Annotated in this window: 25 protein-coding genes, 2 tRNA genes and 1 pseudogene; 23 read left to right on the top strand and 5 right to left on the bottom strand. The window is 42.4% G+C overall.

Annotated features, from left to right (window positions below):
• Positions 1 to 2 precede the first annotated feature (2 nt).
• Positions 3 to 1,058, top strand: coding sequence for a dTDP-glucose 4,6-dehydratase (gene rfbB / locus C4S61_RS04835; protein ID WP_103923659.1), 1,056 nt, complete (start codon positions 3 to 5; stop codon positions 1,056 to 1,058).
• 67 nt (positions 1,059 to 1,125) lie between these two features.
• Here the strand turns inward: rfbB and serA are convergent, their stop codons facing one another.
• Complete coding sequence (serA, locus tag C4S61_RS04830; protein ID WP_103923658.1) at positions 1,126 to 3,018, bottom strand: phosphoglycerate dehydrogenase; 1,893 nt, start codon at positions 3,016 to 3,018, stop codon at positions 1,126 to 1,128.
• A gap of 225 nt (positions 3,019 to 3,243) precedes the next feature.
• On the opposite strand from serA, the gene C4S61_RS04825 reads away from it, so the two are divergent.
• The 9 genes from C4S61_RS04825 to C4S61_RS04785 all read left to right on the top strand — a co-directional run bounded on the left by C4S61_RS04825 (position 3,244) and on the right by C4S61_RS04785 (position 10,972).
• Positions 3,244 to 3,774 carry a DUF4920 domain-containing protein gene (locus C4S61_RS04825; RefSeq protein WP_103923657.1) on the top strand — a complete coding sequence of 177 codons (531 nt, stop codon included), beginning with the start codon at positions 3,244 to 3,246 and terminating at the stop codon, positions 3,772 to 3,774.
• A 2-nt stretch (positions 3,775 to 3,776) separates the two neighbouring features.
• Positions 3,777 to 3,980 carry a hypothetical protein gene (locus C4S61_RS04820; RefSeq protein ID WP_103923656.1) on the top strand — a complete coding sequence of 68 codons (204 nt, stop codon included), beginning with the start codon at positions 3,777 to 3,779 and terminating at the stop codon, positions 3,978 to 3,980.
• Positions 3,981 to 4,580: 600 nt separating this feature from the next.
• Positions 4,581 to 4,949: a DUF983 domain-containing protein gene (locus tag C4S61_RS04815; RefSeq protein WP_103923655.1), complete on the top strand. Its 369-nt coding sequence runs from the start codon at positions 4,581 to 4,583 to the stop codon at positions 4,947 to 4,949.
• Positions 4,950 to 5,141: 192 nt separating this feature from the next.
• Entirely contained in the window at positions 5,142 to 5,408 is a 267-nt protein-coding gene (locus tag C4S61_RS04810; protein WP_235009800.1) for a hypothetical protein, read from the top strand.
• On the top strand, positions 5,401 to 5,769 hold the full coding sequence (locus C4S61_RS04805) for a DUF2237 family protein (protein ID WP_103923653.1): 369 nt from the start codon (positions 5,401 to 5,403) through the stop codon (positions 5,767 to 5,769). Before C4S61_RS04810 ends, C4S61_RS04805 begins: the two co-directional genes overlap by 8 nt.
• A gap of 93 nt (positions 5,770 to 5,862) precedes the next feature.
• Positions 5,863 to 6,540: a TetR/AcrR family transcriptional regulator gene (locus tag C4S61_RS04800; RefSeq protein ID WP_103923652.1), complete on the top strand. Its 678-nt coding sequence runs from the start codon at positions 5,863 to 5,865 to the stop codon at positions 6,538 to 6,540.
• Complete coding sequence (locus tag C4S61_RS04795; protein ID WP_103923651.1) at positions 6,533 to 8,230, top strand: peptidase domain-containing ABC transporter; 1,698 nt, start codon at positions 6,533 to 6,535, stop codon at positions 8,228 to 8,230. The genes C4S61_RS04800 and C4S61_RS04795 overlap by 8 nt, the downstream gene beginning before the upstream one ends.
• Positions 8,231 to 8,234: 4 nt before the next feature.
• Positions 8,235 to 9,590 (top strand): HlyD family secretion protein, encoded by a 1,356-nt coding sequence (locus tag C4S61_RS04790; RefSeq protein WP_103923650.1) that lies wholly within the window; start codon positions 8,235 to 8,237, stop codon positions 9,588 to 9,590.
• Positions 9,587 to 10,972, top strand: coding sequence for a TolC family protein (locus C4S61_RS04785; protein WP_103923649.1), 1,386 nt, complete (start codon positions 9,587 to 9,589; stop codon positions 10,970 to 10,972). The genes C4S61_RS04790 and C4S61_RS04785 overlap by 4 nt, the downstream gene beginning before the upstream one ends.
• 22 nt (positions 10,973 to 10,994) lie before the next feature.
• Here C4S61_RS04785 and C4S61_RS04780 read toward each other — a convergent pair whose 3' ends face one another.
• Positions 10,995 to 12,299 carry a tagaturonate reductase gene (locus C4S61_RS04780; RefSeq protein ID WP_103923648.1) on the bottom strand — a complete coding sequence of 435 codons (1,305 nt, stop codon included), beginning with the start codon at positions 12,297 to 12,299 and terminating at the stop codon, positions 10,995 to 10,997.
• A gap of 43 nt (positions 12,300 to 12,342) precedes the next feature.
• Between C4S61_RS04780 and C4S61_RS04775 the strand changes: the two genes are divergently transcribed.
• Positions 12,343 to 12,624, top strand: a complete 282-nt coding sequence (locus C4S61_RS04775) for a DUF1330 domain-containing protein (RefSeq protein ID WP_103923647.1) — start codon at positions 12,343 to 12,345, stop codon at positions 12,622 to 12,624.
• Positions 12,625 to 12,763: 139 nt separating this feature from the next.
• Complete coding sequence (locus tag C4S61_RS04770; RefSeq protein ID WP_103923646.1) at positions 12,764 to 13,522, top strand: hypothetical protein; 759 nt, start codon at positions 12,764 to 12,766, stop codon at positions 13,520 to 13,522.
• Positions 13,523 to 13,576: 54 nt separating this feature from the next.
• Here the strand turns inward: C4S61_RS04770 and C4S61_RS04765 are convergent, their stop codons facing one another.
• Positions 13,577 to 15,211 carry a UxaA family hydrolase gene (locus C4S61_RS04765; RefSeq protein ID WP_103923645.1) on the bottom strand — a complete coding sequence of 545 codons (1,635 nt, stop codon included), beginning with the start codon at positions 15,209 to 15,211 and terminating at the stop codon, positions 13,577 to 13,579.
• A gap of 47 nt (positions 15,212 to 15,258) precedes the next feature.
• Between C4S61_RS04765 and C4S61_RS04760 the strand changes: the two genes are divergently transcribed.
• A complete protein-coding gene (locus tag C4S61_RS04760) occupies positions 15,259 to 16,251 on the top strand; it encodes a sugar kinase (RefSeq protein WP_103923644.1) in 993 nt (330 codons plus the stop codon).
• Positions 16,251 to 16,919 carry a beta/alpha barrel domain-containing protein gene (locus C4S61_RS04755; RefSeq protein WP_103923643.1) on the top strand — a complete coding sequence of 223 codons (669 nt, stop codon included), beginning with the start codon at positions 16,251 to 16,253 and terminating at the stop codon, positions 16,917 to 16,919. The genes C4S61_RS04760 and C4S61_RS04755 overlap by 1 nt, the downstream gene beginning before the upstream one ends.
• A gap of 167 nt (positions 16,920 to 17,086) precedes the next feature.
• Here the strand turns inward: C4S61_RS04755 and C4S61_RS04750 are convergent.
• A pseudogene (locus tag C4S61_RS04750) lies at positions 17,087 to 17,722 on the bottom strand (peroxiredoxin).
• Between the two features lie 207 nt (positions 17,723 to 17,929).
• Between C4S61_RS04750 and C4S61_RS04745 the strand changes: the two are divergent.
• The 7 genes from C4S61_RS04745 to C4S61_RS04715 all read left to right on the top strand — a co-directional run bounded on the left by C4S61_RS04745 (position 17,930) and on the right by C4S61_RS04715 (position 23,524).
• Positions 17,930 to 18,262 (top strand): arsenosugar biosynthesis-associated peroxidase-like protein, encoded by a 333-nt coding sequence (locus C4S61_RS04745; RefSeq protein WP_103923642.1) that lies wholly within the window; start codon positions 17,930 to 17,932, stop codon positions 18,260 to 18,262.
• Positions 18,263 to 18,351: 89 nt separating this feature from the next.
• The gene (gene arsS, locus C4S61_RS04740; RefSeq protein WP_103923641.1) at positions 18,352 to 19,407 is read left to right on the top strand and encodes an arsenosugar biosynthesis radical SAM (seleno)protein ArsS; all 1,056 of its coding nucleotides are present in this window, start codon (positions 18,352 to 18,354) and stop codon (positions 19,405 to 19,407) included.
• The gene (locus C4S61_RS04735; protein WP_103923640.1) at positions 19,404 to 20,069 is read left to right on the top strand and encodes a TIGR04282 family arsenosugar biosynthesis glycosyltransferase; all 666 of its coding nucleotides are present in this window, start codon (positions 19,404 to 19,406) and stop codon (positions 20,067 to 20,069) included. Before arsS ends, C4S61_RS04735 begins: the two co-directional genes overlap by 4 nt.
• 118 nt (positions 20,070 to 20,187) lie before the next feature.
• Positions 20,188 to 21,159 carry an arsenosugar biosynthesis arsenite methyltransferase ArsM gene (gene arsM, locus C4S61_RS04730; protein ID WP_103923639.1) on the top strand — a complete coding sequence of 324 codons (972 nt, stop codon included), beginning with the start codon at positions 20,188 to 20,190 and terminating at the stop codon, positions 21,157 to 21,159.
• The gene (locus C4S61_RS04725; protein WP_146064343.1) at positions 21,113 to 21,760 is read left to right on the top strand and encodes a DUF6134 family protein; all 648 of its coding nucleotides are present in this window, start codon (positions 21,113 to 21,115) and stop codon (positions 21,758 to 21,760) included. The genes arsM and C4S61_RS04725 overlap by 47 nt, the downstream gene beginning before the upstream one ends.
• A gap of 5 nt (positions 21,761 to 21,765) precedes the next feature.
• On the top strand, positions 21,766 to 22,470 hold the full coding sequence (locus C4S61_RS04720) for a TIGR04283 family arsenosugar biosynthesis glycosyltransferase (protein WP_235009798.1): 705 nt from the start codon (positions 21,766 to 21,768) through the stop codon (positions 22,468 to 22,470).
• Positions 22,454 to 23,524, top strand: a complete 1,071-nt coding sequence (locus C4S61_RS04715) for a VOC family protein (RefSeq protein ID WP_103923637.1) — start codon at positions 22,454 to 22,456, stop codon at positions 23,522 to 23,524. Before C4S61_RS04720 ends, C4S61_RS04715 begins: the two co-directional genes overlap by 17 nt.
• A gap of 1 nt (position 23,525) precedes the next feature.
• Here the strand turns inward: C4S61_RS04715 and gap are convergent, their stop codons facing one another.
• On the bottom strand, positions 23,526 to 24,539 hold the full coding sequence (gene gap / locus C4S61_RS04710; RefSeq protein ID WP_103923636.1) for a type I glyceraldehyde-3-phosphate dehydrogenase: 1,014 nt from the start codon (positions 24,537 to 24,539) through the stop codon (positions 23,526 to 23,528).
• A gap of 185 nt (positions 24,540 to 24,724) precedes the next feature.
• Between gap and C4S61_RS04705 the strand changes: the two genes are divergently transcribed.
• Positions 24,725 to 24,796: transfer RNA gene (locus C4S61_RS04705), tRNA-Glu, on the top strand.
• A 57-nt stretch (positions 24,797 to 24,853) separates the two neighbouring features.
• Positions 24,854 to 24,925, top strand: a tRNA-Glu gene (locus C4S61_RS04700).
• The last annotated feature ends 97 nt before the right edge of the window (positions 24,926 to 25,022 follow it).

Genomic DNA, 25,022 nt, shown 5'->3' with positions numbered 1-25,022 from the left:
CCATGTCTAAGTCTATTTTAATCACAGGTGGTGCCGGATTTATCGGTTGCCATGTAATTCAACTTTTTGTCACCAACTATCCCGAGTACAAAATCGTCAATTTAGACGCCTTGACCTATGCAGGAAATCTGGAGAACCTAAAATCAGTGGAGGGCGCTCAGAATTATAGTTTTGAAAAGGCCGATATCCAGGAAGCAGAAGCGCTTGACGTGATTTTTGCCAAGCATCAAATCACCGATGTGATTCACCTAGCCGCAGAATCTCATGTGGATCGCTCTATTTCTGATCCCTTGGCTTTTGTGAAAACCAATGTCTTTGGTACCGTGAATCTGCTCAATGCAGCCAAGAAAGCTTGGGCAGGGGAGCTGGATCAACATTTATTTTACCACGTGTCGACAGATGAAGTCTATGGTTCCTTGCATGACGGAGGTTTCTTTTTAGAAACAACTGCATACGATCCACAGTCTCCTTATTCCGCTTCCAAAGCCGCTTCGGATCATTTTGTTAGGGCTTATGCAAATACTTACAAAATGAAAATAGTGGTCTCCAATTGCTCTAACAATTACGGCCCCAATCAATTTCCCGAAAAACTGATTCCCCTTTGCATCAACAATATCAAAAACATGAAACAGCTTCCAGTCTATGGAAAAGGCGAAAATGTGCGAGATTGGTTGTTTGTCAAAGATCACGCGAGAGCGATTGATATTGTTTTTCACAAGGGTAAAGCTGGTGAAACCTACAATATCGGAGGATTCAACGAGTGGAAAAACATCGATATCGTGCGATTGCTTTGTCAGAAAATGGATGAAAAGCTGGGACGGGAAGCAGGTACTTCAGAGAAACTCATCACCTTTGTTCAAGATCGTGCGGGCCACGACCACCGCTATGCGATCGATGCGAGCAAGATCCAAAAAGAGTTGGGTTGGGAGCCAAGCTTACAGTTTGACGAAGGAATCGACATCACGATTGACTGGTATTTAGCCAATGAAGAATGGCTGGACCATGTGACCTCCGGAGCGTATCAGGAGTATTATAAGGAGCTATATCGCACAGACTGATATTGAGTAACTAACCAAAAAAGCCCCGAAAATCCGGGGCTTTTGCTGTTTTATGACTAAGGTAAAATCAATATAGCGTCCTAAAGCGAATCGTTCCCGGAATAGTTTTCAATGCCTCAATGGCTTCTGCTTTATAGACCTTATCGATATCCGTGATCACATAGCCGATCTTTTCATTGGTTTTGAGGTATTGTCCTACGATGTTAATGTTGAAGCTGGCAAGCACTTGGTTGATTTTTGCCAATACACCTGGTTCGTTGTGGTGAATGTGAATCAAGCGATGGGCGTCATGCAGGAATGGCAATTGGATATTTGGGAAGTTGACCGAATTGTACGTGTTGCCCGTATTGATGTATTCCATGATTTTGCCAGGAACAAATCTTGCGATATTTTCCTGAGCCTCCAGTGTGCTGCCTCCAATATGTGGAGTCAGGATGGTATTTGGTAAACCTTTTAATTCTGACTCAAACGACTCCTTGTTGTTTTTTGGTTCTTCGGGGAACACATCCACCGCGCTACCTCCCAAATGTCCTGAAAGTATGGCGTCTCTAAGTGCAGGAATCTCGACCACGTGACCTCGGCTGAGGTTGATTAAAATAGCACCCGGTTTCATCTTTCCGATTCTCTCTCGATCCATCAGGTGTCTGTTTTCTTTTCGCCCATCTACATGAAGTGAGATTATGTCACAAGTCGAAACCAATTCATCCAAGGAATCTACTTTAGTGGCATTTCCAAGGGCAAGTTTTTCGATCACATCGTAATAGAATACGTTCATTCCCATGTTTTCTGCCAATACAGAAAGCTGAGCTCCGATATTTCCATATCCTACGATTCCAAGTTTTTTCCCTCGGATTTCAAAAGACCCTGAAGCGGATTTATCCCAAATGCCCACGTGCATGCCGACAGATTTGTCCTGCAATCTTCGCATGAGGAAAATGATCTCAGCGATGGCCATCTCTACTACAGATCGCGTATTTGAGAAGGGTGCGTTAAAAACCGCAATTCCTTTTCGCTCGCATTCTTCCAAGTCGATTTGGTTGGTTCCGATGCAGAAAGCACCAATTGCCAAAAGCCGGTTGGCGTTTTCCAGAACCTTTTTGGTCACGTTTGTTTTAGATCTGATTCCAAGAATGGAAACAGTCTTGATTTTTTCCCTAAGTTCTTCTTCGCTTAATGCGCTGGAGATTACCTCTACTTCATAGCCTTCCTCTTGAAGGAGGTGGATTCCAATGGGATGTACATTTTCCAGAAGGAGGACCTTAATTCGGCTTTTTGGGTAAGAAAATTTCGTGTTCAACTTGTTGATATAAAGGATTTCGTCAAAACTTGGGGCAATGTGATCGGCTCGGCTCACGACTTTTGGTCTGGAGACATTTTCCGTAAATGCATAGAATTTATTGGCAAGTCCCGATGCCTTTATTTCATAATCAGTGTAGCCATCACCAATGACATAAATATCCCCTTCCAAATTTACATTTTTGATCGTTTCAGTCTTGCCATTGTTTTTGGAGAGCGGATTTTCACGATTGAAATCGACAATATTTCCCGCCTCGTCATAGACAAACTCATTTGCAAAGACATTTTCTTTCAGAATGCCATACTCAGAAACAATTGGAAGTATGAAGTCCTTAAACCCGTTGGAAATGATGTAAATGTCTTTGGCGTTTTCCTGAAGCCATTCTTTATTTCGTTCAAAGGATTTGGATACTTTTTGCCTAAGCGCAGCAATCAGGTCTGTAATTTGTGTTTTGCTGGCTTTGAGGATCTCTAATCTTAGTTCCAAACTTTCACGAAACGTGATGGATCCCTCCATTCCTTTGTCCGTGATGTCCTTAATGGATTGGAGTTTTTTGACTTTTTCCGGGTCGTTGATCAGGCTGATTTCCCCGAGAATGTCCAGGGCTTCTACTTGTGTAAAGGTACTGTCAAAATCAATGATGAACTTTTTGGTTTGAGGCATGAGTGCAGGGTCGTATTTCTAATCTTGAACAAAATTACAGCATTGCTAAAGAATCGGAAGATTTATTGAAAAAAATGTTTCTTTTCTTTTGATGTGTTTGAAAATTCTAAAAATACCCGGTATTCCCATCTAATCTTCGGTAGAAAATAAATTTGCAGATTTGGGTCTGAAGCGGTTTTCACATCGATGCATTTGGCGTATTTTTGAGCGTTAATCGTACCTGTTATGAAAAAATCAATCCTACTTTCCGCGGCAATTATTTCAGCACTTTCTTTTTCTTGCCAAAAACCGGCTGAATCTGTAAAAGAACAAGTGGAAGCCAATGCAAAATCTGAACCTGTAGGTGAAGCAGAAGTTGTGCCCGGATCCTATGGCGCAAATTTGGATGAGAATACTGTCTTGGGAACTTCCGAAATGATTTCCGCAGTGGAAGCTTCAGGAACTTTTACAGGGAAAATTGAAGGCGAAATCAAGGAAGTCTGTACCAAAAAAGGTTGCTGGTTTACCATGGACCTTGCTAATGGCGAACCCATGCGGGTAACTTTCAAAGACTATGGATTTTTCATTCCAACCAATTCTCAGGGATTTCCAATAATTCTGGAAGGTGTGGCTACGCTGACCGAAACGGATGTGGAGACGTTGAAGCATTTTGCGGAAGATCAGGGGAAATCCAAAGAAGAGATCGACGCGATCACTTCACCAAAACGTGAAATTACCTTTGAGGCAACAGGAGTAATCATCAAAGACAAAGCTTAAAAATGCCCATCGCATTGGATAACCTTCGGGTTGGTAGAGTGTATCGATTTGTCAATCAGGGCGAAATCCGGACCATTGAGATTATGGCCAGACTTGCCGGTGACAATTTCAAGATCAAAGATCTAGATACCTTGGAATACTACACCATCCATGAGCTTCTCCAATGGGGAAAGGGTAAAGATTACGAGTTGGAAGAATTCAGATAAAAAAAAAAGAGTCTGTCTCATCAGGCTTCTTGGTGTCAGCCTGATGAGAAAGCCCCTTTTTTCTGTTTTTGATTAATGCATAGCCTTAAACCCAGGCTCATAGATTAACCGAACGAAAGATCCTAAACCTGCATCAGGTTGGCCTACCGGAATCACTGAAACAATACCTATCAAAAGATTCTCAGCCAATGCCACCCGCATTTATGGTCTCAGGGTGGCGAAGGATTTTCCCTCATGGATTTCCTGATTGACCTCCGGGCCAATGAAATTGCGGGTTCCGGACACCATGTAGTGCAAATGGTAATTCACTTCAAAACCCACATTTGCCCGTCCTCCATGGGCTTTCTCTAGTACAGGTCCGGTATAGATCAGCGAGGGATAATTACTCCCCCAGCACTTTGCTGCTATAAGGGAAGGATTAAAAATATTCCCTCTAAATGCTTCTTCTTTGCCCAGTCGGTCAAAACTTATCTCATGTCCGAAATTACGATCAGTCTGGGACTGAGTTGTTAAAAAAAACTTTAATCCGAACCGAGGAAGGAGTAACTTTGGTCACAGTCTTTGGCAAAGGTCCAACTTACTTTAGCCTAAAAATAGAATATGTCAAAAAGTTTAGGAGCTGCAATCCTAGGTTGCAAATGCCCAAAATGCCGGGAAGGAAATCTTTTTTCAGTAGGAGTGTTTAATTATCGAAAACTTTCAGATATCAATAAAACCTGCCAAATCTGTGGGGCCAATCTCAATCCTGAACCGGACTTTTACTACGGAGCGATGTATATCAGTTACGCCTTTTCCGTAGCGTTGGTGATTACTGCGCTGACTGCGATTAATGTGCTGGTCGAGGAACCCGAGCTTTGGATGTATCTGACCTTAGTCTTGGTCTTAAATATCATTTTGCTTCCTTTGATGCTCAGGTATTCGAAAGTATTGTATCTATATGGTTTGGGGAAACTGAAATACAATGGGTAGCGTATCAGGGAAAAATAAATTTAAAATTTCATTGAATCCTTCGACTAGTTAAGTTTTATGAAGCCTTCTCCATTTTTAAAGAAAGTATTAATACGTGGATTGGGGTATTTTTACCTAGTTGCAGGGTTGAATCATTTCTTAACACCCAATTTTTACATACCCCTGATTCCTCCGTTCTTTTCTAATCCTGATTTGATCAATTTACTGGCTGGGGTTGCAGAAGTATTGTTGGGGTTGGGAATTCTTTATTTTCCGACCAGGGTCAGGGCTTCATGGGGCATCGTCCTGATGTTGCTTGCATTCATTCCTGCACATGTTTATTTTATTCAAATTAATACTTGCGTGGACGGCGGTCTATGTGTTCCGGAATGGATAGGCTGGGTTAGATTGATTCTCATTCATCCCTTACTTATTTTCTGGGCCACCTGGGTGGCAAAAAATCCAAAGCTTTATGTCTAAAAATGTTTTCGGCCAAGACCTGATTCCTTGTAGTTTGAATCCAATGACAGGATTTTATAGAAATGGTTGCTGTGAGACAGGGCCTGAGGATTCGGGTACACATACGGTTTGTGCTGTTCTTACCGAGGAGTTTTTGGTTTTTTCAAAAAGCAGGGGTAATGACCTCATGGCTCCGATTCCAGCCTATGATTTTCCCGGATTAAAAGCAGGCGATAGATGGTGTCTATGTGCACTGCGATGGCTTGAGGCTTACAAAGCAGGATGCGCGCCACTTGTTATTTTAGAAGCTACGAATGAAAAGACCCTGAATCTAATTCCCTTGGATGTTTTGATTTCAAAGGCGATGAAAGTTGCTAAGTAAAATTATCAATTTGTTAATCTTACTAACAAAAACAGAAGAAGTACAAACTTTTTGCCGTATCGCTCCGTTTTACCCTTCATAATTCTTTTGCGAATGGATTCAATTTTAAAAAAGATGCGGGTAGAGGTGAATCCAAACCTGTACTTGAAAGAGCCATTTAGTTCCGAAATAGGAACTCTGACTGTCAGTGAAGGCACTAAAATGATCCAGGAATTGGGTATAGAAGTGTTCACATTCAAAAAATTAGCTCAGCAGATCGGAAGCACAGAGGCAGCGATTTATCGGTACTTTGAAAACAAGCACATGCTTTTGTTGTATCTCAATGCCTGGTATTGGGCATGGATGGAGCATAATTTGGTTTTTGCCAATTCTAATATCAAGGATCCTTATGAGCGATTGGCCATTGCAGTCAGACTAATGGTAGATGGCCCGATTTATCTGGAAAATGAATTTTTGAACCCTAAAATACTCAGAAAATTAGTAATCAACGAGTCCATCAAAGGTTACCTTACCAAATCAGTAGATGTGGAGCATGAGTCAGGAATTTTCGCTCAAGTTTACAGATTTGGTGAGCGAATTTCTTTAATAATCAAGGAGATCAATCCTTCTTATGAGTTTCCCAAGACATTGGTTTCGACAGTTATGGAATCCAGTCTCTTACAATCCTTCAATTCACTTCACCTTCCCGGGATGACTGAGGCCAGCCATGAAGGGAAGGAACGTTACCAGTTTTTCCACCAACTTGTTCTAAAAGCGATTTCAAATGCTTAGCAATACAGAGATTACTCCCTTAAAGCGCCTATTTGGGCTACTCAAGGACGAAAAGAATCAAGTCTATGCGATCTATTTTTATGCGATTCTGAATGGCTTGATCACGCTTTCATTGCCATTGGGTATTCAGGCGATATTGAACTTCATCCTTGGAGGTAGGATCAGCACCTCTTGGATAATTTTGGTCATCATTGTGGCCCTTGGTGTAGCATTCAGTGGATTTTTACAGATTTCCCAATTGCAGATCATGGAGAAATTGCAGCAACGGATCTTCTCCAAATCTGGGCTTTCGATTGCTTATCGCCTTCCTAAGGTGAAAACCGAAATCATGCACGGCCAATATGCGCCGGAAATTGTCAATCGTTTTTTTGATACAGTCAATCTTCAAAAGGGCTTGGCAAAGATCTTAATCGATTTCTCAGCGGCTTTGCTTCAGGTCATTTTCGGTTTGCTTTTGTTATCGATTTATCATCCGACTTTCATTCTTTTTGGATTTGTGCTGATTGGGATTTTGACCTTGATTTTCTATTTCTCAGGTCCTAGGGGAATGGAAACAGCCCTAAATGAATCCTCCTACAAGTATCAGACTGCCTATTGGCTGGAGGAAGTAGGAAGAACCCTGAATTCCTTCAAGCTGGTGGGTAGTACCAGATTACCCATACTGAGAGCGGACAAATTGATTCAACGCTATGTGGAGTTTCGATCCAAGCACTTCTCTGTTTTGATTTTTCAGTATAAAGTGATGGTAATATTCAAGGTTCTTATAGTCACCAGTTTATTGGTGGCGGGAAGCTTGTTGCTGATCAACGATCAGATTTCCATCGGGCAGTTCGTAGCCGCTGAGGTGATCATCATTTTGGTTGTCAACTCGGTAGAAAAGCTCATTCTTTCGCTTGAAACGGTCTATGATACGTTGGTTGCGGTAGAAAAACTCGGTAATGTTATGGACTTGGAACTTGAGCACCACAGCCCCTCGGAGAAAATTGTAGTGGCGAGTCCCGAAGGGCTGAAATACAGCATGAGTGATGTGGTTTTTCATCCGCAGGATGCCGAAGATCCTATTTTAAAAAATGTAAGTCTTACAATTCATCCCGGCAGGAAGGTCGTAGTTACTGGGAAGAGCGGCAGTGGCAAAAGTGCCTTGTTGGCGCTATTCTCAGGCTTATATGAAGAATACGAGGGGACTGTTTCGGTAAATGACCTGTCTCTCGAGTACATTAATCTTGAAAAATACCGAGGAATGGTAGGTGACTTTTTGGAGTTGCAGGAAATTTTCAACGGTTCCATTCGGGAAAACATACTGATGGGAAGGGATTTTGATCAATCCCACCTGGAATATATCCTGGATCTCGTCGGGCTAAAAGAATACCTCTATAGGCTTCCGGAGGGATTGGAGGCTATGTTGCAACCCCAAGGTCGCGGCTTACCCAAATCACTTGCGCAGAAAATTCTACTAGCAAGGGGATTTGTGGGTAAGCCAAAAGCGCTGATCATGGAAAACGTCCTACAACACGTAGAAACGGAAGTCCAGTCGAAAATCATTGATTACCTCTTTAATGGTAATTGGACGCTGCTCATGGTGTCTTATGATGAGGATGTCTTGAGTCGTGCTGACGAGGTGGTCATGATGGCTTCAGGACAAATCCTCTATCATGGAAATTATGAAGGATACAAAAATTTAAAAAACTAAGGCCATGTTGAACATTTCTTTAAATAAAATTCAGGAATCAATTCCGTTCAGCGGCTCCAAAAGCCTGGTGATGACCCTGCCTCAAAAGGAGAGTCAACGTAGAGTAAGATTACTCACCGGGATTGTAATTTCTTTCTTTATCATGCTTTTTCTGCCATGGACCCAAAATATTCGATCCAAAGGCTACGTCACGGCATTACGACCGGATCAGCGACCACAGACGATTCATTCTATCTTGGCGGGGAGAATCGAGAAGTGGTATGTAGCTGAAGGAGACTATGTATCCAAAGGTGACACCATTTTACAGATATCAGAGATCAAGGACGAGTATTTTGATACCCTGCTTTTACCGCGTACTCAGTTGCAAGTCAATGCAAAAGCATCCTCTGCCAGATCTTATAGGGACAAAGTAAACGCGCTAAATGCACAGATAGCTGCCTTAAAGCGAAATAATATTCTCCGCTTACAACAGGCAGAAAACAAACTCCGCATGGCCGAACTTAAAGTTCAGTCGGATAGTATCGAGCTGGTTCAGGCAAAAGTGAATTTTGAAATCGGAAAGTACCAGTTGGATCGTGCTGAAAACCTTTATGAAGAAGGCTTGAGGTCACTTACTGATTTCGAAACCAGAAAATTGAAGTTTCAGGAAGTTCAGGCAAAGTTGATCTCCTCAGAGAATAAGTTGCTCAGCAGCAAAAATGAATTGATTTCTGCAAAAATAGATTTGGATGCAATCGACAATGATTTTAAAGATAAATTAGCCAAAGCTGAATCGGAGATGTATACAGCCATGTCTTCTCAGTTTGATGCCGAGGCAAGTACGACTAAGCTGGAAAACCAATATTCCAACTATGAACGAAGATCAGGCTACCGGCATATCCTAGCTCCGCAGAATGGATATATTGCAAAGGCCGTTCAAGTAGGTATTGGAGAGACTATAATAGAAGGAGATCAAATCGTCAATATTGTGCCTGCAGATGCTGAATTGGCAGTGGAAATGTATGTTCAACCGGTAGACTTCCCGCTGATCAAAGTAGGGAACAAGGTCCGATTTATCTTTGACGGTTGGCCAGCCATCGTATTTTCGGGCTGGCCCCAGATTTCCAATGGTACCTTCGGGGGTGTTGTGGTAGCCATCGATCAGTTTGCAGGTCCCAATAATCAATACCGTGTTTTGGTAATCCAAGATCCTGAAGAAGAAGCCTGGCCTGATTTATTACGGATAGGTTCAGGTGCCGACGGAATTGCCCTGCTCAACGATGTACCGGTTTGGTATGAAATCTGGCGTCAACTGAATGGTTTCCCAGCCGATTATTATACTCAGGAAGAAAAAGATCAGGCCAAATCAGGCAAAAAATGAAAAAAGCGACACTGATTTTATTGTTGATTTTTTGTTCCTTTTTTTCAAAAGCTCAGGATACGCTTCGGCTTGGCTTTGAGGAGTATATGGAGTGGGTACGACTGTATCATCCGGTTTCTGCTCAGGCTGATTTGAATCTTCGCTTGGGGCAAATGGAACTGCGGCAAGCAAGAGGCGCATTCGATCCCTTGATTTATGGCAACTTGGACAGAAAGGAGTTCAAAGAGACCACTTATTACAATAAAAGGGACCTGGGAATGAAAATTCCTACTGGGATGGGGGTAGAGTTAAACGGGAATTTTGAGCAAAATGCGGGAACTTACCTTAACCCGGAGGGTACTGTGCCTTCTGCTGGGTTACTTTCCGCCGGTGCTTCAGTAAATCTTGGTCAGGGACTTATCTTGGACGAAAGGAGGGCAGCACTTCGCCAAGCACAGATTTTTCAGGAATCAAGTGAAGTAGAACGGATCAGGCTGTTGAACCAATTAAATCTCGATGCCACAGACATGTATTGGAGATGGGCTCTAGCTTTCGAAAATCTGAAAGTACTTCAGGAAGGAGTAGAATTGGCTTCCTCCCGATTCAATTATGTCAAGAGCAGCTTTGAGCAAGGGGATCTTGCAGCCATTGATACCGTCGAAGCTTTTTCCCAATTGCTCAACCGCCAGTATCGACTTCAATCGGCTGAAAACACCTTTTTTGCTACAACACAGGAACTGAATACCTTCCTGTGGGATGAGAACGGGAATCCGATGTTTTTAGCAGAGGAAACGCTGCCCCAAGGTCTGTACGATGAATTCACTTCCATTCCGGACTTTGAAGAATTGCGGAGTATCGTAGGACGGCATCCTGAACTTCTGATCACAGATTTCGAACTCGCAAGTTTGGACGTAGATCGCAGACTGAAGGAACAGCAACTCCTTCCTGTGGTGAAGGTGAAGTATAATTTTCTTACCGAATCACTTTCTCCGCTTGAGATGTCTCCTTTTTTTGAAAATGATTACAAGTGGGGTGTTTCGGTGTACACACCACTATTTCTGAGAAAAACCAGAGGTGCAGTCGGATTGGCTAGGGCGAAAATAGATTTCAAACAAAACTCCCGGGATCTGAAAGAATTACAGCTTCGGACGAAGCTCGAATCGGAACTCAACAATTGGACAATCTTGAATCAACAGGTAGCGACCTTTTCTGAAAATGTGAAAAGTCTTCAGGCCTTGTTGACAGGAGAAACACGACGATTCCAAATGGGAGAGTCAAGTTTGTTCTTGGTCAATGCTCGGGAAGTAGCCGTGTTTGACTCCAGAGTTACGCTGAATGACCTTGCCTCCAAACTCAGAATCTCTTATGCTAAAACACGCTATGCAGCAGGGTTGGGTTTTTAATAGATTACACTGAATCAATAACTTATATCAATTTATCGTAAGCAAATTCGAAGTCTAAATTCCACTCCAAATTTAACCAGTGAGATAAGCTGGTTTTTAGGTTTTCGATTTCTGAATGACTTTGGGATGCATGCTCAAACCATGTCTTTATTTCTTCGCTATCTTTTATTTTGCCGGGATTTCTGAGGTAGAATAGGAGAAGAGCAAGTAAACAAAGGCTCGTTTTTGGAGGATAATGCCCGGTTATTTCGCGGTAATCAATAAGAATCGGAAGTAGTCGGCTTTTAAGTTTAGCTATACTGTTCAAAGAAATATCGCTCAATTTGTGTGAGACAAATGGATTTCTAAATCGATCCAGAACGTCATTAGCATATTTTTTTAGCGCCTCTTTATCCGACTTGATGGTTGGTATTATTTCACGATCGATCATCTCAAACAGAAGTTTTTCGCACTCAGGAGCCGCAATCCATTCTCCCACAGTTTCGAATCCATGGAGTAAACCATGCCCGGTCATTGCGGTGTGAGAGGCATTGAGGATCCGGACCTTGCGTAAGGCATATCCTGAAATATCCCCGGTCAGAATTACTTCAGACGAACTGTCAAGAAAGGGTAAATGTGTGCGGTCATTCTCGACTCCTTCAATAGCCCAAAGGGCATAGGGTTCAGCCTGAACCAGGAAGGGATCGGATTCTTTTTCTTTTAAATTAAGATGTGAGGGGAATCCAGGTACAATTCTGTCAACCAGAGAATTATGAAAAGAAACCTTATCCTGAATCCAGGACTGGAATTCTAGGGAGAGCTCCCATTTTTTTGCATGCGACAGGACAAAACTTTTTAGAAGCGTGCCATTGTCAGGAAGAAGCTCGCAGGGTAAAACTACGGTTTTCATCTCTGGAATAGTCTCAAATCTCCTAAAGAGCCATTGGGTCAATCTTCCCGCAAAGGATTCCGCAAATTTTTCAAAAGGGCCTTCTTCTTTCATCACCATTCCGGCCTCAGTCACATTGGAAATGATCCATTTTAGTTGGGATGAGGAAGCGAATTCCATGAATTTGTCCTGCTCCTGAGGAAGCTTTAGCCCATCCTTGATGCAGTTGATAGGGCGGATTTGTTCCACCTTTTCTCCATCCTTGAACCCGGCTACCAAAAGACTGAACGAATAGTCCTGAGCAGCCAAGCGTAGAAGGTTATCACTTGAAGTGGACTGTATGATACAGATATTCAGGTTATTGCCTGTTTCATTTAGATCCTGAACCATCGATCCGAAAAAGGCTCTCAAGAAATTTCCGGTACCGAATTGAAGTATTTGAATAGCGGTGTTTGCCATGTGCTAAGTTTTTTAATTATTTAGGAGAAAAAAAAGCAACCGTATGCCAGCATTTGTATTAGTAGAAGTCAACATCCAAGATCCATTAGTTTATGAAGAATACAAAAAACTAACCCCCAGCAGTGTCGAAGCTTATGGGGGTAAATTTGTAATCCGAGGGAATCCGGTTCAGGTCATGGAGGGATCGTGGAATTATGATCGTTTGGTATTATTGGAATTTCCATCCAAAGAAATTGCCTTGGAATGGTACAATTCTAAGGAATATCAAAAAGCTAAGAAAATTCGAGAAAAAGCCTCTTCTGCAAACTTTTTTATTGTGGGTTAGTTTTTTTGGCATTTTTATTGGTATGAAATACAAATACTATGGTTTGTTTTAAAGTCATCTATAATTCAACGCAAAACCTATCTCTTGAATAAGTGAAATAAATGTCAAAAAAATTCAATCACCCTAAATCTAAAATTAAATGAAAAAGTATTACATGAAATCGAGCATGACCCAAAGCGACCCACAGAGGGATGATTATAATGCATTCGAAGATTCCATAAGGCCGCTGAAAAAAAATTATAATCAGATGAAATGGTCGGGATTGATCCTGACCAGTGCGCTTGTTTTATCTTCTTGTATGTCAGAAGTGGAAGCACCGGAGGCCAATCAACTGGAAAATGCCATAGAATCTGCTGAAGTAGTTTCCGGAAGTGAGAATTTGAGAACAATTCCAGGGGCCTACAACTACATGGAGGAATTTGATAACCAAATTTTCTTTATCGTATTAGACGGCCTTGCTGCTCCTGAAGGACTTTATCCTGGCACTGGAGAAGGTTCTGCTACAAGATTTGGAAAAGGAAAAAAATCTTATTCTTTTATCAATCAGTTGGCGCAGTTTAACGAGAATTTCCAATTAATTACAACCGGAGCGCCTGTTACGGATATTTTTGGAGCCGACTTAGTGAAAATGGGTTTGGTGGATATTCCATCGAATGTTAGCTCCGTGACGACGGATGGAGAAGGAAATGCGATTTGGTTTGAAAACGTTGAAAATATCACTTCACCTGTTAATGATGATAGAATTGATTTCAAAGCTACAATTAAGGTTGTGGGAGGAAATGGAAGATTTGCGAAAGCTTATGGTGAAGGTGTTGTGGAGGGCTATTTCAATCCCAATCTGAACAGCCCAGATGCAGGAAAAGGAAAAAGTAAAGTGATGGCCAGAATAAATTATTGATCACCCTTTTTAAAACAAAAAAGCGGCCTTGAGTTTCAAGCGCCGCTTTTTTTTTTAGAGTGAAACTCCTCTTTTCCAAGGGATAAAGTCGAAATTTTTATTCTGCTCTGCCTTGGTTTTGACTTCACCACTTGCCACTTGGATGATTAAATCCAGTAGTTTGTCACCGCAGGTTTCTATTGTATCCTCTCCTGAAATCACAGTTCCGGCATTGAAATCGATGATATCCGGCATCCGCTGAGTTAATTTGTGGTTAGTGGATACTTTGATCACAGGGCAGATTGGATTGCCGGTAGGGGTGCCCAGTCCAGTGGTGAAGAGAACGATGTTTGCTCCACTTCCAGCCAAGCCTGTCGTGCTTTCTACGTCATTTCCCGGAGTGCATAGCAGGTTTAGCCCGGGAGTTTTCACATAGTCCGTGTAGTCTAAAATGTCAGAAATCGGCGCAGTACCTCCCTTTTTTGCTGCCCCGCAGGATTTGATTGCATCGGTCAACAAGCCGTCTTTTATATTTCCGGGGCTTGGATTCATGTCAAATCCACTCCCCACTCGCTTGGCAGCGGCATTGTAGGTCTCCATTAGATGGACAAATTTCTCGGCCAAGGCTTTGGTCTCACAGCGGTTGATGAGATTTTGCTCTGCACCACATAGCTCAGGAAACTCAGAAAGAATCGCTATACCACCCAAGGCAACGATCAAATCAGATACCCTGCCCAAAGTGGGGTTTGCCGAAATCCCCGAAAACCCGTCGGAGCCGCCACATTCCAGTCCAACGACCAATTTTCCCAAGGGTACAGGTTGCCTGCTTACCTTATTTGCCTCTACCAATCCATCAAACGTCTCATTGATAGCTTTTTTAATTAATTGGTCGGTAGTGCCTTCCTGCTGTTGGTCACAGATTATTACAGGTTTTGGGCGGCCTTTTTGGATGAGTGACAGTTTTTCAAGCAAGATACTGGCTTGTGCGTTTTGACAACCTAAACTCAGCACTGTAGCTCCAGCTACGTTGGGATGATTGATGTAGCCAGCTAGCAGTACACATAGTGTTTCAGAATCTTGCCTCGTGCCTCCGCATCCCAGGTCATGGGTGAGAAATCGGATTCCGTCTATGTTTTCAAAAATTCGGGAGCTGGTTTTTACAGATTTTTCCGCAACCGTTTCCGTATATTTTTGACTTTTGAGCCCAGAAATGAGTTTTTTGATGTGTAGCTCATAGGGATTGGGACTGCTGAAGCCCAAGGCATTTTCGAATGCTTCCTGCAGTAGTTTAATATTTGTGTTTTCACAAAATACCAAAGGTAATACCAACCAATAATTAGCTGTACCTACTTGATTATCAGGTCTTATATAGCCGTTGAAAGTTTTGTTTTTCCATTCAGAAATATCCGGTGGGGTCCAGGTAAAATGACCCAGATTAATATCATACTGACGGGTTTTGTGTTGAATATTTCCCAGCGTGATAGGGTATCCTTTGGGTATGGCTTGGGTAGCTTCACCCACGATGGTCCCATACATCAAGATGTCATCACCGGCTGCCAAATCCTGAATCGCAAACTTGTGCTTGGCAGCCACAAATTCCTGAATTTCAAGCTCTAGTTTATTTAAACTCACTTTTTGACCTGACTCCAAGTTTGAGAGTGCTACTCCAACATTGTCACTTGGGTCGAGAAGTAGGGTGGTATTGTTCATGGTTTTTATCCTTAACTTGTTCAAATTAGAGAAAAAAATATTCTTCAATGAAGAAAATTGTCACGATAGGAGAGGTGATGCTTAGACTTTCACCTCCCGGAAATCAACGGTTTTTCCAAACTCATTCCTTTGATGTTGAATTTGGCGGTTCGGAAGCTAACGTAGGAGCAGCTTTAGCTTTTTGGGGATTGCATGTGTCACATTTGACAGCCTTTCCCGATAATGAGATAGGCTGGGCAGCCTCAGGTCAGCTTCGAAAAAATGGAATTGATACGCGATTCATTCCATATTTGCCTGGCAGGATGGGAGTTTATTACCTTGAGCAGGGGGCGATGCAGCGGAGTTCTCAGGTGATTTATGATCGGATAAACTCAGCCTTTTCCAATTTTGACGGCAAAGCCTATAATTGGGATGAGATTTTTCATGGGGTCAGTTGGTTTCACTGGTCAGGAATTACGCCTGCCTTATCCGCCAAATGTGCCGAACTTACCCTTTGTTCACTTCAGGAAGCTCGAAAGAGGGGGATTACCGTCAGTGGTGATTTGAATTATCGAAGTAATCTGTGGCGATTTGGAAAAGAGCCTCATGAAGTAATGCCTGAGTTGATGGCACTGACCAATGTGATGATTGCCGGTTCAAGGGATTTTAAGCAGTGCTTAAATGAAGAGTTTAAAAGTTTCACTGAAGTTCGAAACATGGCATTTGATCGGTTTCCTCACTTGGAGTACATCGTCAAAACTGATCGGATATCCCACAGTTCGTCAAATAATACCATCTCTGCTATGCTTTTTGCAAAAAAGAGGATCCATTCTTCCAAATCTTATGAGCTTACTCATATCGTTGACCGAGTCGGTACCGGGGATGCATTCGCTGGAGGATTGATTTATGGTTTGCTCCATTTCAAACCTAAAGAAGCGATCGAATTTGCAATGGCGGCCGGGGCTATCAAACATAGTGTGCCAGGCGATGTATTGCTGTGCTCTTTACAAGAAATTCAAGAACTGGCTAGCGGTGAAGCAGTCGGAAAAATCAAACGCTAATGAGAAATCCAACGCCTTTCATCAAGAAAATGCATGCAGGTGGCATGATGCCGATCTTTTTCCATCCCGATGCCGAGGTCTGTCTGGATCTCCTTCACGCGGCATATGAAGGTGGAGTTCGTGTCATTGAGATGGTAAACCGGGGAAAAGAGGCCAAAGCAATATTTCCAAAAATCCGGGCCGCAGCGGAAAGGCTTCCGGGCATTTACCTGGGTGCGGGAACGATTTACCATCCATTCGAAGCAGAGGAATTTATCGATATGGGGGCTGAATTTATAGTAGCCCCGGTGATGAATCCCAAACTGGGGGAATATTGCTCCAAAGTGGATGTACCTTGGATTCCCGGCTGCGGAACGGTATCAGAGATATTCTTTGCCCAGGAATTAGGGGCGCAGCTTTCGAAAATTTATCCTGCAAATGTATTGAGTCCTGAATTTGTACCCGCAGTGCATGCGGTAATACCCAAGATGGAAATCATCCCCACGGGTGGTGTTGAGCCTACCGCCGAAAGCCTTAAAAAATGGTTTGAGGTTGGGGTCCTTTGTGTGGGAATGGGTTCTCAGCTGTTTCGAAAGGATTTGATCGCAAAAGGAGCTTTTGACCAGATCAAAGATTCCGTCCAACACGCCATGGGAATCATCGAGTCGATCCGGGCCAGTAAATCCTGAATTTATCGACTTTATGGCTAGGAAAAGCCCCCAAATAGGAGTTAAGAAACTTTTTGGGAGCCATTTCATTCAATTGAGGGCAATGATGGAGATATTCAATTTCGATAATTACTGGTTTAAAAACCTTAAATGTTTCAAATCTTCTGTCTTCCAACTCCCTTCTTTACTTACAAATCCGGCTGCGGTGTCATTCTGAGATAGGGCTTGATCACTTGGTGACCTTTTGGGAATTTAGCCGGAATATCTTCAGTCTTTATAGCGGGAGCTATGACCACATCCTCCCCGTGTTTCCAGTTTGCAGGAGTGGCGACGGAATAATTAGCAGTTAGTTGGAGTGAGTCAATCACCCGAAGCAGTTCATCGAAATTCCTTCCTGTACTCGCTGGATACGTGATGATCAGCTTTATTTTTTTGTCCGGACCGATGACGAAGACTGAGCGTACCGTGAAGTTTTCATTTGAATTGGGATGAATCATGTCATACAATTCCGACACTTTTCTGTCTTGGTCAGCAATGATGGGGAAGTTGACCACGGTATGCTGTGTTTCATTGATATCCCCAATTCAAAGTTTATGACTTTCCAAGCCATCTACGCTTAAGGCAATCACTTTTGTATTTCTTTTTGTAAACTCATCCCTGAGCTTAGCCACAGCGCCCAATTCCGTGGTACAAACCGGCGTATAGTCTGCCGGGTGTGAAAACAACACCCCCCAGCTATTTCCTAAATAGTCATGAAAATTGATGATACCTTCTGTAGTCTCTGCTGAAAAGTCGGGAGCAATGTCCCCTAGTCGTAATGCCATAATATTTTTTTTTAGTAGTCTATAGGATTAATAGACTAAAAATAACCAAAAAAGTTCAAACTTTCCAGATCAAAATTGAAGCCTCAGCTTTTTTAGCTTTTAAAATCTTTTATTGGAAAAAATGAAACAATGTCTGCAGTCTGATAATTTCTATGATAAAACAATCCGAACTTGAACCTTTAATCGTAATTCTAAAAAATCTACAAGATGAAGACCTATTATAATCCCGAAGACCTTAAGAAGTTTGGAAGCATCGGAGATCTTCAAAAATCCATGGCGGATAAATTTTTCGCATATTATGCGGAAGTGTTCAAGGAAGGAGCGCTCTCAGCGCGGGAAAAGTCACTGATTGCCCTTGCTGTCGCACATGCTTTGCAGTGTCCTTATTGCATCGATGCCTACACCACAGACACCTTGGAAAAGGGCTGCGATGAAGAGCAAATGATGGAGGCAGTGCATGTGGCAGCGGCTATTCGCGGAGGAGCATCTTTAGTACACAGTACTCAAATGATGAATAAAATCAAGGAAATTTCAATGTAATGAAATTGGGCAAAAATTGGATTTTCATGCAGTGGTTTAACAGACCATTCGAGATTCCATTTGACCATAAAAAAATAAATTATTTATAAATGAAGTCACTCAAGGCACAACTACACACTTTAGCAGATCCCGAAGAGGAATTGGCAGTACTTGAAGAAAGACATCCCGGAGGCGCTGACAACAATTTTAAAAATCACCTGGATCGTATTGGATTGTTTCCACTTCTGCCGACTCAGCTTGAGATATTTCAGATCAACATGGGTAAAATGTGCAATCAAGTTTGCAAACATTGTCATGTGGATGCAGGTCCTGATCGCAAGGAGATCATGACGCGAGAGACCATGCAACTGTGCCTGGATGTGATTAAAAAAGAGCCGTTTCTAAACTGCGTAGACCTCACCGGAGGAGCGCCGGAAATGAACCCGGACTTCCGGTGGTTTGTGGATTCCATCCGTTTGATCCGACCGGATATTAAGATTATCGTCCGTTGTAACCTGACGATTATTTTGGCAAATCCGAAATTCAATGATCTTCCGGATTTTTTCAAAAAGAACAGCGTGGAGGTTGTATCCTCTCTTCCCTATTTCTCTGCGATGAAAACCGATGCCCAACGGGGAGATGGTGTATTTGAAAAATCCATCAAAGCGCTGAAATTATTAAATCAAGTGGGCTATGGAATGGAGGGGTCGGGACTTGTTTTGAACTTGGTATACAACCCGTCCGGGGCATTTTTGCCCGGATCCCAGAGTGAATTGGAAGGAGAATTCAGAAAGAAGCTCAGGGATCGATTTGAGGTTGAGTTTAATTCCCTTTTTACCATTACCAATATTCCGATATCCAGATTTTTGGAGTATTTGCTTCGCTCGGAGAATTTCGAAAACTACATGGAAAAGTTACTGTCATCTTTCAACCCTGTGGCTGCAACAGGCGTCATGTGCCGAAACACAATTTCTATCGGGTGGGACGGGTATCTTTATGATTGCGATTTCAACCAAATGTTGGATTTGAAAGTGAACACAACGCATTCCACCCACTTATCCAACTGGGATTCATCGGCACTTGCTGATCGATCGATTGTGATTAATAACCATTGCTTTGGGTGTACAGCAGGTGCAGGTTCAAGCTGTGGAGGTGCGACTTCATGAACAAGGTTGCTTTGATCATTTTTCAGAAAAACGCCCAATTGGGAAAAGTAAAAACCCGGCTAGCTGCATCCATAGGTAATGAAAAAGCACTGGAAATTTACCAATGGCTCACAGCATACACTCATGAGCAGGTAAGAGGCATCAAAGTGGACAAATTTCTTTTCTTCTCGGATTTCATCCCGGAAATCCCGGTTGGGGAGTATACCAATTATCAATTTCGAGTTCAGTCAGGAGAAAATCTGGGCGATCGGATGCGTAACGCATTTTCCCAACTTTTCGAAAGTGGTTATAAAAGTGTGGTCATCATCGGTACAGATTGTCCGGAAATGACTAAAAATGACATAGAAAAAGCGTTTTTAAACCTCGGACAAGTGGATTTGGTAATCGGTCCAGCCAGAGACGGTGGCTATTACCTTTTGGGAATGAGTAGCTTTTTTCCAGAATTGTTTAACGATATCTCCTGGAGCACCTCGAAGGTTCTTGAGTCAACCTTGGATCGAGCCGATAAGCTTAACTTAGAATATGAATTTCTTAAAGTATTATCAGACATAGATACTTTATCCGATTTGGAGCAATTTAATATTCAACATAAAATCACCCATGAAATGCCTATGAGAAGGCTTCTAACACAGGGGGATGATTATTTTGGGCATTCCATCTGACAACTGAAAAACAAATTATAAACAGATGAAATCGAGCATGACGAAGATCGTCACACACTGGGATGATTATAATGCATGCGAGATTCCATCTGACCTTTGAAAAAAAAATTATAAACAGATGAATAATTACCTCGATACGACTGTGGACGTTTACAAGCAAGCCGCACTGAAACCTGATGTGGGTCTATGCTGTACCACTACGCCGATTTGGCAACTACCGGAACTTCGCATTCCGAAGATTATGCAGGAAATGAACTATGGCTGTGGAAGTACGGTCCATCCTCGGGACTTAGTCAATAATCCAAAAATTTTGTACGTGGGTGTAGGCGGAGGCATGGAAGTGCTTCAGTTTGCCTACTTCTCCAGACAAAAAGCAGGTGTCATTGGAGTGGACATTGTGGACGAAATGCTCGCTGCCTGTGATGAAAACCTTTCAACTGCGGAGAATGAAAATCCCTGGTTTCAGCGTGATTATGTGGAATTGAGAAAAGGAACAGCACTTCACCTTCCTGTGGAGGACAGCAGCATCGATGTAGCTGCTCAAAATTGTCTGTTCAATATTTTTACACAGGAAGACTTGAAACAAGCCTTGGCTGAGATGTTCAGAGTATTGAAGCCATACGGTAGACTGGTTTTAAGCGATCCGATTACCGAAAACCATATGCCTGAGTCACTTCGCAATGATTCCCGACTACGGGCACTGTGTCTCAGCGGCTCTTTGTCTCTGAAGGATTACCTAAAGATGATTACTGATGCTGGGTTTGGAACTGTGGAGATCCGTGCAAAACGTCCTTACCGGATCCTGGCCCCCGGACAATACGATACTGAAGAGATGATTTTTCTGGATTCGGTGGAGGTATGTGCCATCAAAGATCCCATGCCAGCTGATGGACCTTGCGTTTTTACCGGAAAGGCTGCCATTTATTTTGGAACTGAAGAATACTTTGACGATCATAAAGGTCACATCTTGATGAATAATCAGCCTTTGTCAATTTGTGATAAAACTGCCGCTGCTATTACTAACTTGGGTAGAAATGATATTTATGTTTCGGAATCTACATTCTTCTACGACGGAGGGGGTTGCTGCTAGTCGGGTACTAGTGCTTTCCCTGTTACTGTTTGCTTTTACTTTCCAAATTGGGAATGCTCAAAATCTTACAAATGAGCGGGATTATGAGGTTTCTGTTCTGGGATTTAAGATCGGGGAAATGACCGCTAACAGATCCAAAAGTGGAGATAGTACAGTCTACAAGGTGAAAAGTGCAGTTAGCTTCTGGTTTTTCGGAAAAGTAAATGTTGACTTTAATGTGGATACCAGGCTTCTAAACAATCAGATCGTTTGGTCTAGAAGCTTTTCTACGAGCAATAAAGGTGATTTCAGGTCGGAGTTGAAATGGAATGGTCAGTTTTACACCGTAGATGCAGCGACGTATAAGTTTGAAAATAAAAAGCCAATCAATGATCCTCTTTACCTCAGTGGTTCCATGCTTTTCTTTCATGAGCCAAAAGGAGGTGAGAATTCCTTGGCAGAAGTTTACGGGCTTGTTTCTAAAGTGAAAAAGATCGAAAACAATGGCTATGAAGTGACCATCAACGGGAATACCAACAAATATTACTACAAAAACGGGGTGATGGTACTGGCAGAAATGGAGAGTCCGATTAAAAATTATGTGATCAAATTAGTGGAGTAGTGAAAATGATGAAGTTGTCAGTGATCATTCCAACCTTGAATGAAGCTGAAAATATCCGAGAGTTGATTCCGTATTTGCTGAAACAAGGGGGTGGGTTTATCTCTGAAGTGATTGTGGTCGATGGGGGGAGTAATGATGAAACCTGCCGGATAGCGGCCAGTTTAGGAGCCCAAGTGATTAATTCCGAAATCAAATCACGCGCTGTACAAATGAACCTGGGAGCAGCTCATGCTAAAGGCAATACCTTATTTTTTGTTCATGCGGATACGAGACCTGTTTTGTCATTTGCAGAGGATCTTCAAATCGCCCTGGTCAAGGGATACAAAGCAGGATGTTTTCGGTACAGATTTGATTCTGAAACTTTTTTATTAAAGTTAAATTCGTGGTTTACTCGCTTCAATGGGCCTTTTTCTGGAGGAGGGGATCAGACCTTGTTTATAACCAGTGATTTTTTCAATACTTTAGGCGGATATGACACCAAATTTTGTCTGATGGAGGACTTTGAATTAGTCAAACGAATCAAAAGAAAAACAAGGTTTTATATCATTCCGAAGGCGATGACAGTGTCAGCTAGGAAGTATAGGAAAAATTCTTGGCTATGGGTTCAGCTTGCCAACCTATACGTGTTTACGCTCTTTCACCTTGGAGTTGCTCCGGAAAAGCTCAAAAAGTCATACACTTTACTACTGCAAAATGGGTCAAACACCTGATAAGTATTACCAGATCAATGGCATTCAACAAATAGGAATAGGTGTAAAAGATGTTCACAAAGCTTGGTCATGGTACCGTAAGGCTTTTTCTATGGATGTGCCGGTTTTTGAGGATGAGGCTACTGCCAACCTGATGACCCGATATACCAACGGAATAGCTGAAAGCAGGCATGCTGTGCTGGCACTAAACATGCAAGGTGGAGGGGGCTTTGAAATCTGGCAATTCACCAGTAGAACTCCCAATTCCACAGATTTTGAAATTTTGCCGGGTGATTTAGGGATTTATGCAGTCAAAATCCGTGTTCGTGACATCAACAGAGCTTTTAATCATTTGGAAAAACTTGGTGCCGAAATGCTTTCACCGATATCCAAAACTCCAAATGGAGTCAATGCCTTTTTTCTCAAAGATCCTTTTGATAATGTGTTCCAGGTCGTAGAGGCCAACGATTGGTTTTTGGAAAATTCCTCACCCACGGGAGGTGTTTTGGGAGTAATGATCGGTGTCTCGGATTTGGAAAAATCCATTCCGCTGTATCGGGATATTTTAGGGTTTTCTAGGCTTAACTATAAAGAAGAGGGAGTCTATCCCGAAATTCCAGGGGAAAATCTGACATTTAAGCGGGCCTTACTTTCTATGCCCAAAGGATGCAATCCAGGGGCTTTTGGAGCTTTGCTTTGTCCTGCTCAGATCGAATTGATCGAGGTAAAAGAGCGAACTGGAAGACCTATTTTTAAGGATCGGCTTTGGGGAGATTTAGGTTTTATTCACTGCTGCCTGGATGTGAACGGCATGCAGAATCTGAAGAAAAAAGCAGCAGAAGCAGGCTTTCCATTTACAGTTGATAGTCAGGATAGTTTTGACATGGGGAGTGCATCAGGCCATTTTGGATACCTGGAAGATTGTGATCAGACTTTGATTGAATTTGTGGAGACACATCGGGTGCCAATTCTACAGAAATGGAATCTTTACTTAAATCTTAAAAAACGAGACCCAAAAAAGAACCTGCCAAAATTTTTGGTCAGGCTCTTGGCTTTGAATCGGGTGAAAGCATAGTTCAAAACTGGAAGATTTTCTCTGCCAAGTTAATTAGGCGATGGGCATATCCGGATTCATTATCGTACCAGCCTACCACTTTTACCAAATTTCCTTTGGCTGAAGTTAGCGCTTCGTCAATGATACAGGAATTTGAATTCCCTAAAATATCCATAGAGACAATCGGGTCTGATTCTACTTGCAAAAAACCCTTCAGCTTCCCATTTTCCGCTTCTTTATAAGCATTGTTGATTTGCTCAGCTGTGACTTCGTGGTTCAGCTCGACAATTAAATCTGTCAGCGAACCATCCGGTACGGGTACACGCATGGCAGATGCTTCTATTCTACCGGCTAGTTTTGGTAAAATACGGTCCAGGGCAATTCCTGCGTTGGTTGTGGTGGGAATGATGGAATAGGCCGCTGCTCTGGCACGACGAAGGTCCCGATGCGGGGCATCGTGGAGATTTTGATCGTTGGTATAGGAATGCACCGTGGAGGCAAAGCCTTTGATCACTCCAAAACGATCCTCCAACACCTGAATCATCGGAGCCAGACAGTTGGTCGTGCAAGAAGCATTGGAAATAATCGTTTCAGTTCCTTTTAGGATGTTGTCATTTATCCCTAAGACTACCATAGGGATGCTATCTTCCTTAACGGGAGCGGAAATGATTACTTTCCTGGCTCCTGCCTTCAGGTGTTTTTCAGCTCCGGATCGGCTGGTAAACTTCCCGGTACATTCGATGACCAGGTCAATGCCCAGTTCCTTCCAGGGTAACTCCTCCGGATTGGATTTGGAGAAAAGCTGAATTGGCTCATCATTTATAGAAAGTACGTTTTGATCCAGCGTGACTTTCCCTTCAAATTTCCCATGAACGGAATCGTATTTTAATAAATGGGCAATTGCAGTGGATTCGGCAAGATCATTAATTGCGACCAGTTGGAATTTGGGATTTTGAAAAAGAAGCTTGGCTGTATATCTGCCGATCCGCCCGAATCCATTGATAGCAATTTTTGTAATTGGCGTTTGGTTTAGCATGGTAGGTTATTCTAAAACCGAAATTAAATTAGTATTCTCGACTTTTTAAAGCAAAATTTTAAGGCTTTGGTTCAGGTTTATACGGCAATTCCCAAAGAAATTTTTGTGGTGATTTTGGCTTTGTAAATCTGACCAGCTATATTTGCACAACCTTTCGGAAAAGCACGTTTTTCGGGGATTTTCACGGTCGGTTCGTCTAGGGGTTAGGACGTATCCCTTTCACGGATAAAACACGGGTTCGATTCCCGTACCGACTACTTAATTACTGATTGTCAATAAGTTATATCAGTATACTTGAAATTTTTAAATATTAGGGTCGGTTCGTCTAGGGGTTAGGACGTATCCCTTTCACGGATAAAACACGGGTTCGATTCCCGTACCGACTACTTGACTTTAAGAACTACATTCTTACAGTTAATGTCATTTTTGTTTTATGGTTGTTAGTGGTTAAAGTGAACAAAGTCCCGGTCCTTGATCGGGATT

It is taken from the genome of Algoriphagus boritolerans DSM 17298 = JCM 18970 (genome assembly GCF_900108085.1).
In the GTDB taxonomy this organism is placed as follows: domain Bacteria; phylum Bacteroidota; class Bacteroidia; order Cytophagales; family Cyclobacteriaceae; genus Algoriphagus; species Algoriphagus boritolerans.
Note: the sequence above shows the minus strand (reverse complement) of the source record. Positions and strands in the feature narration are given on the sequence as shown.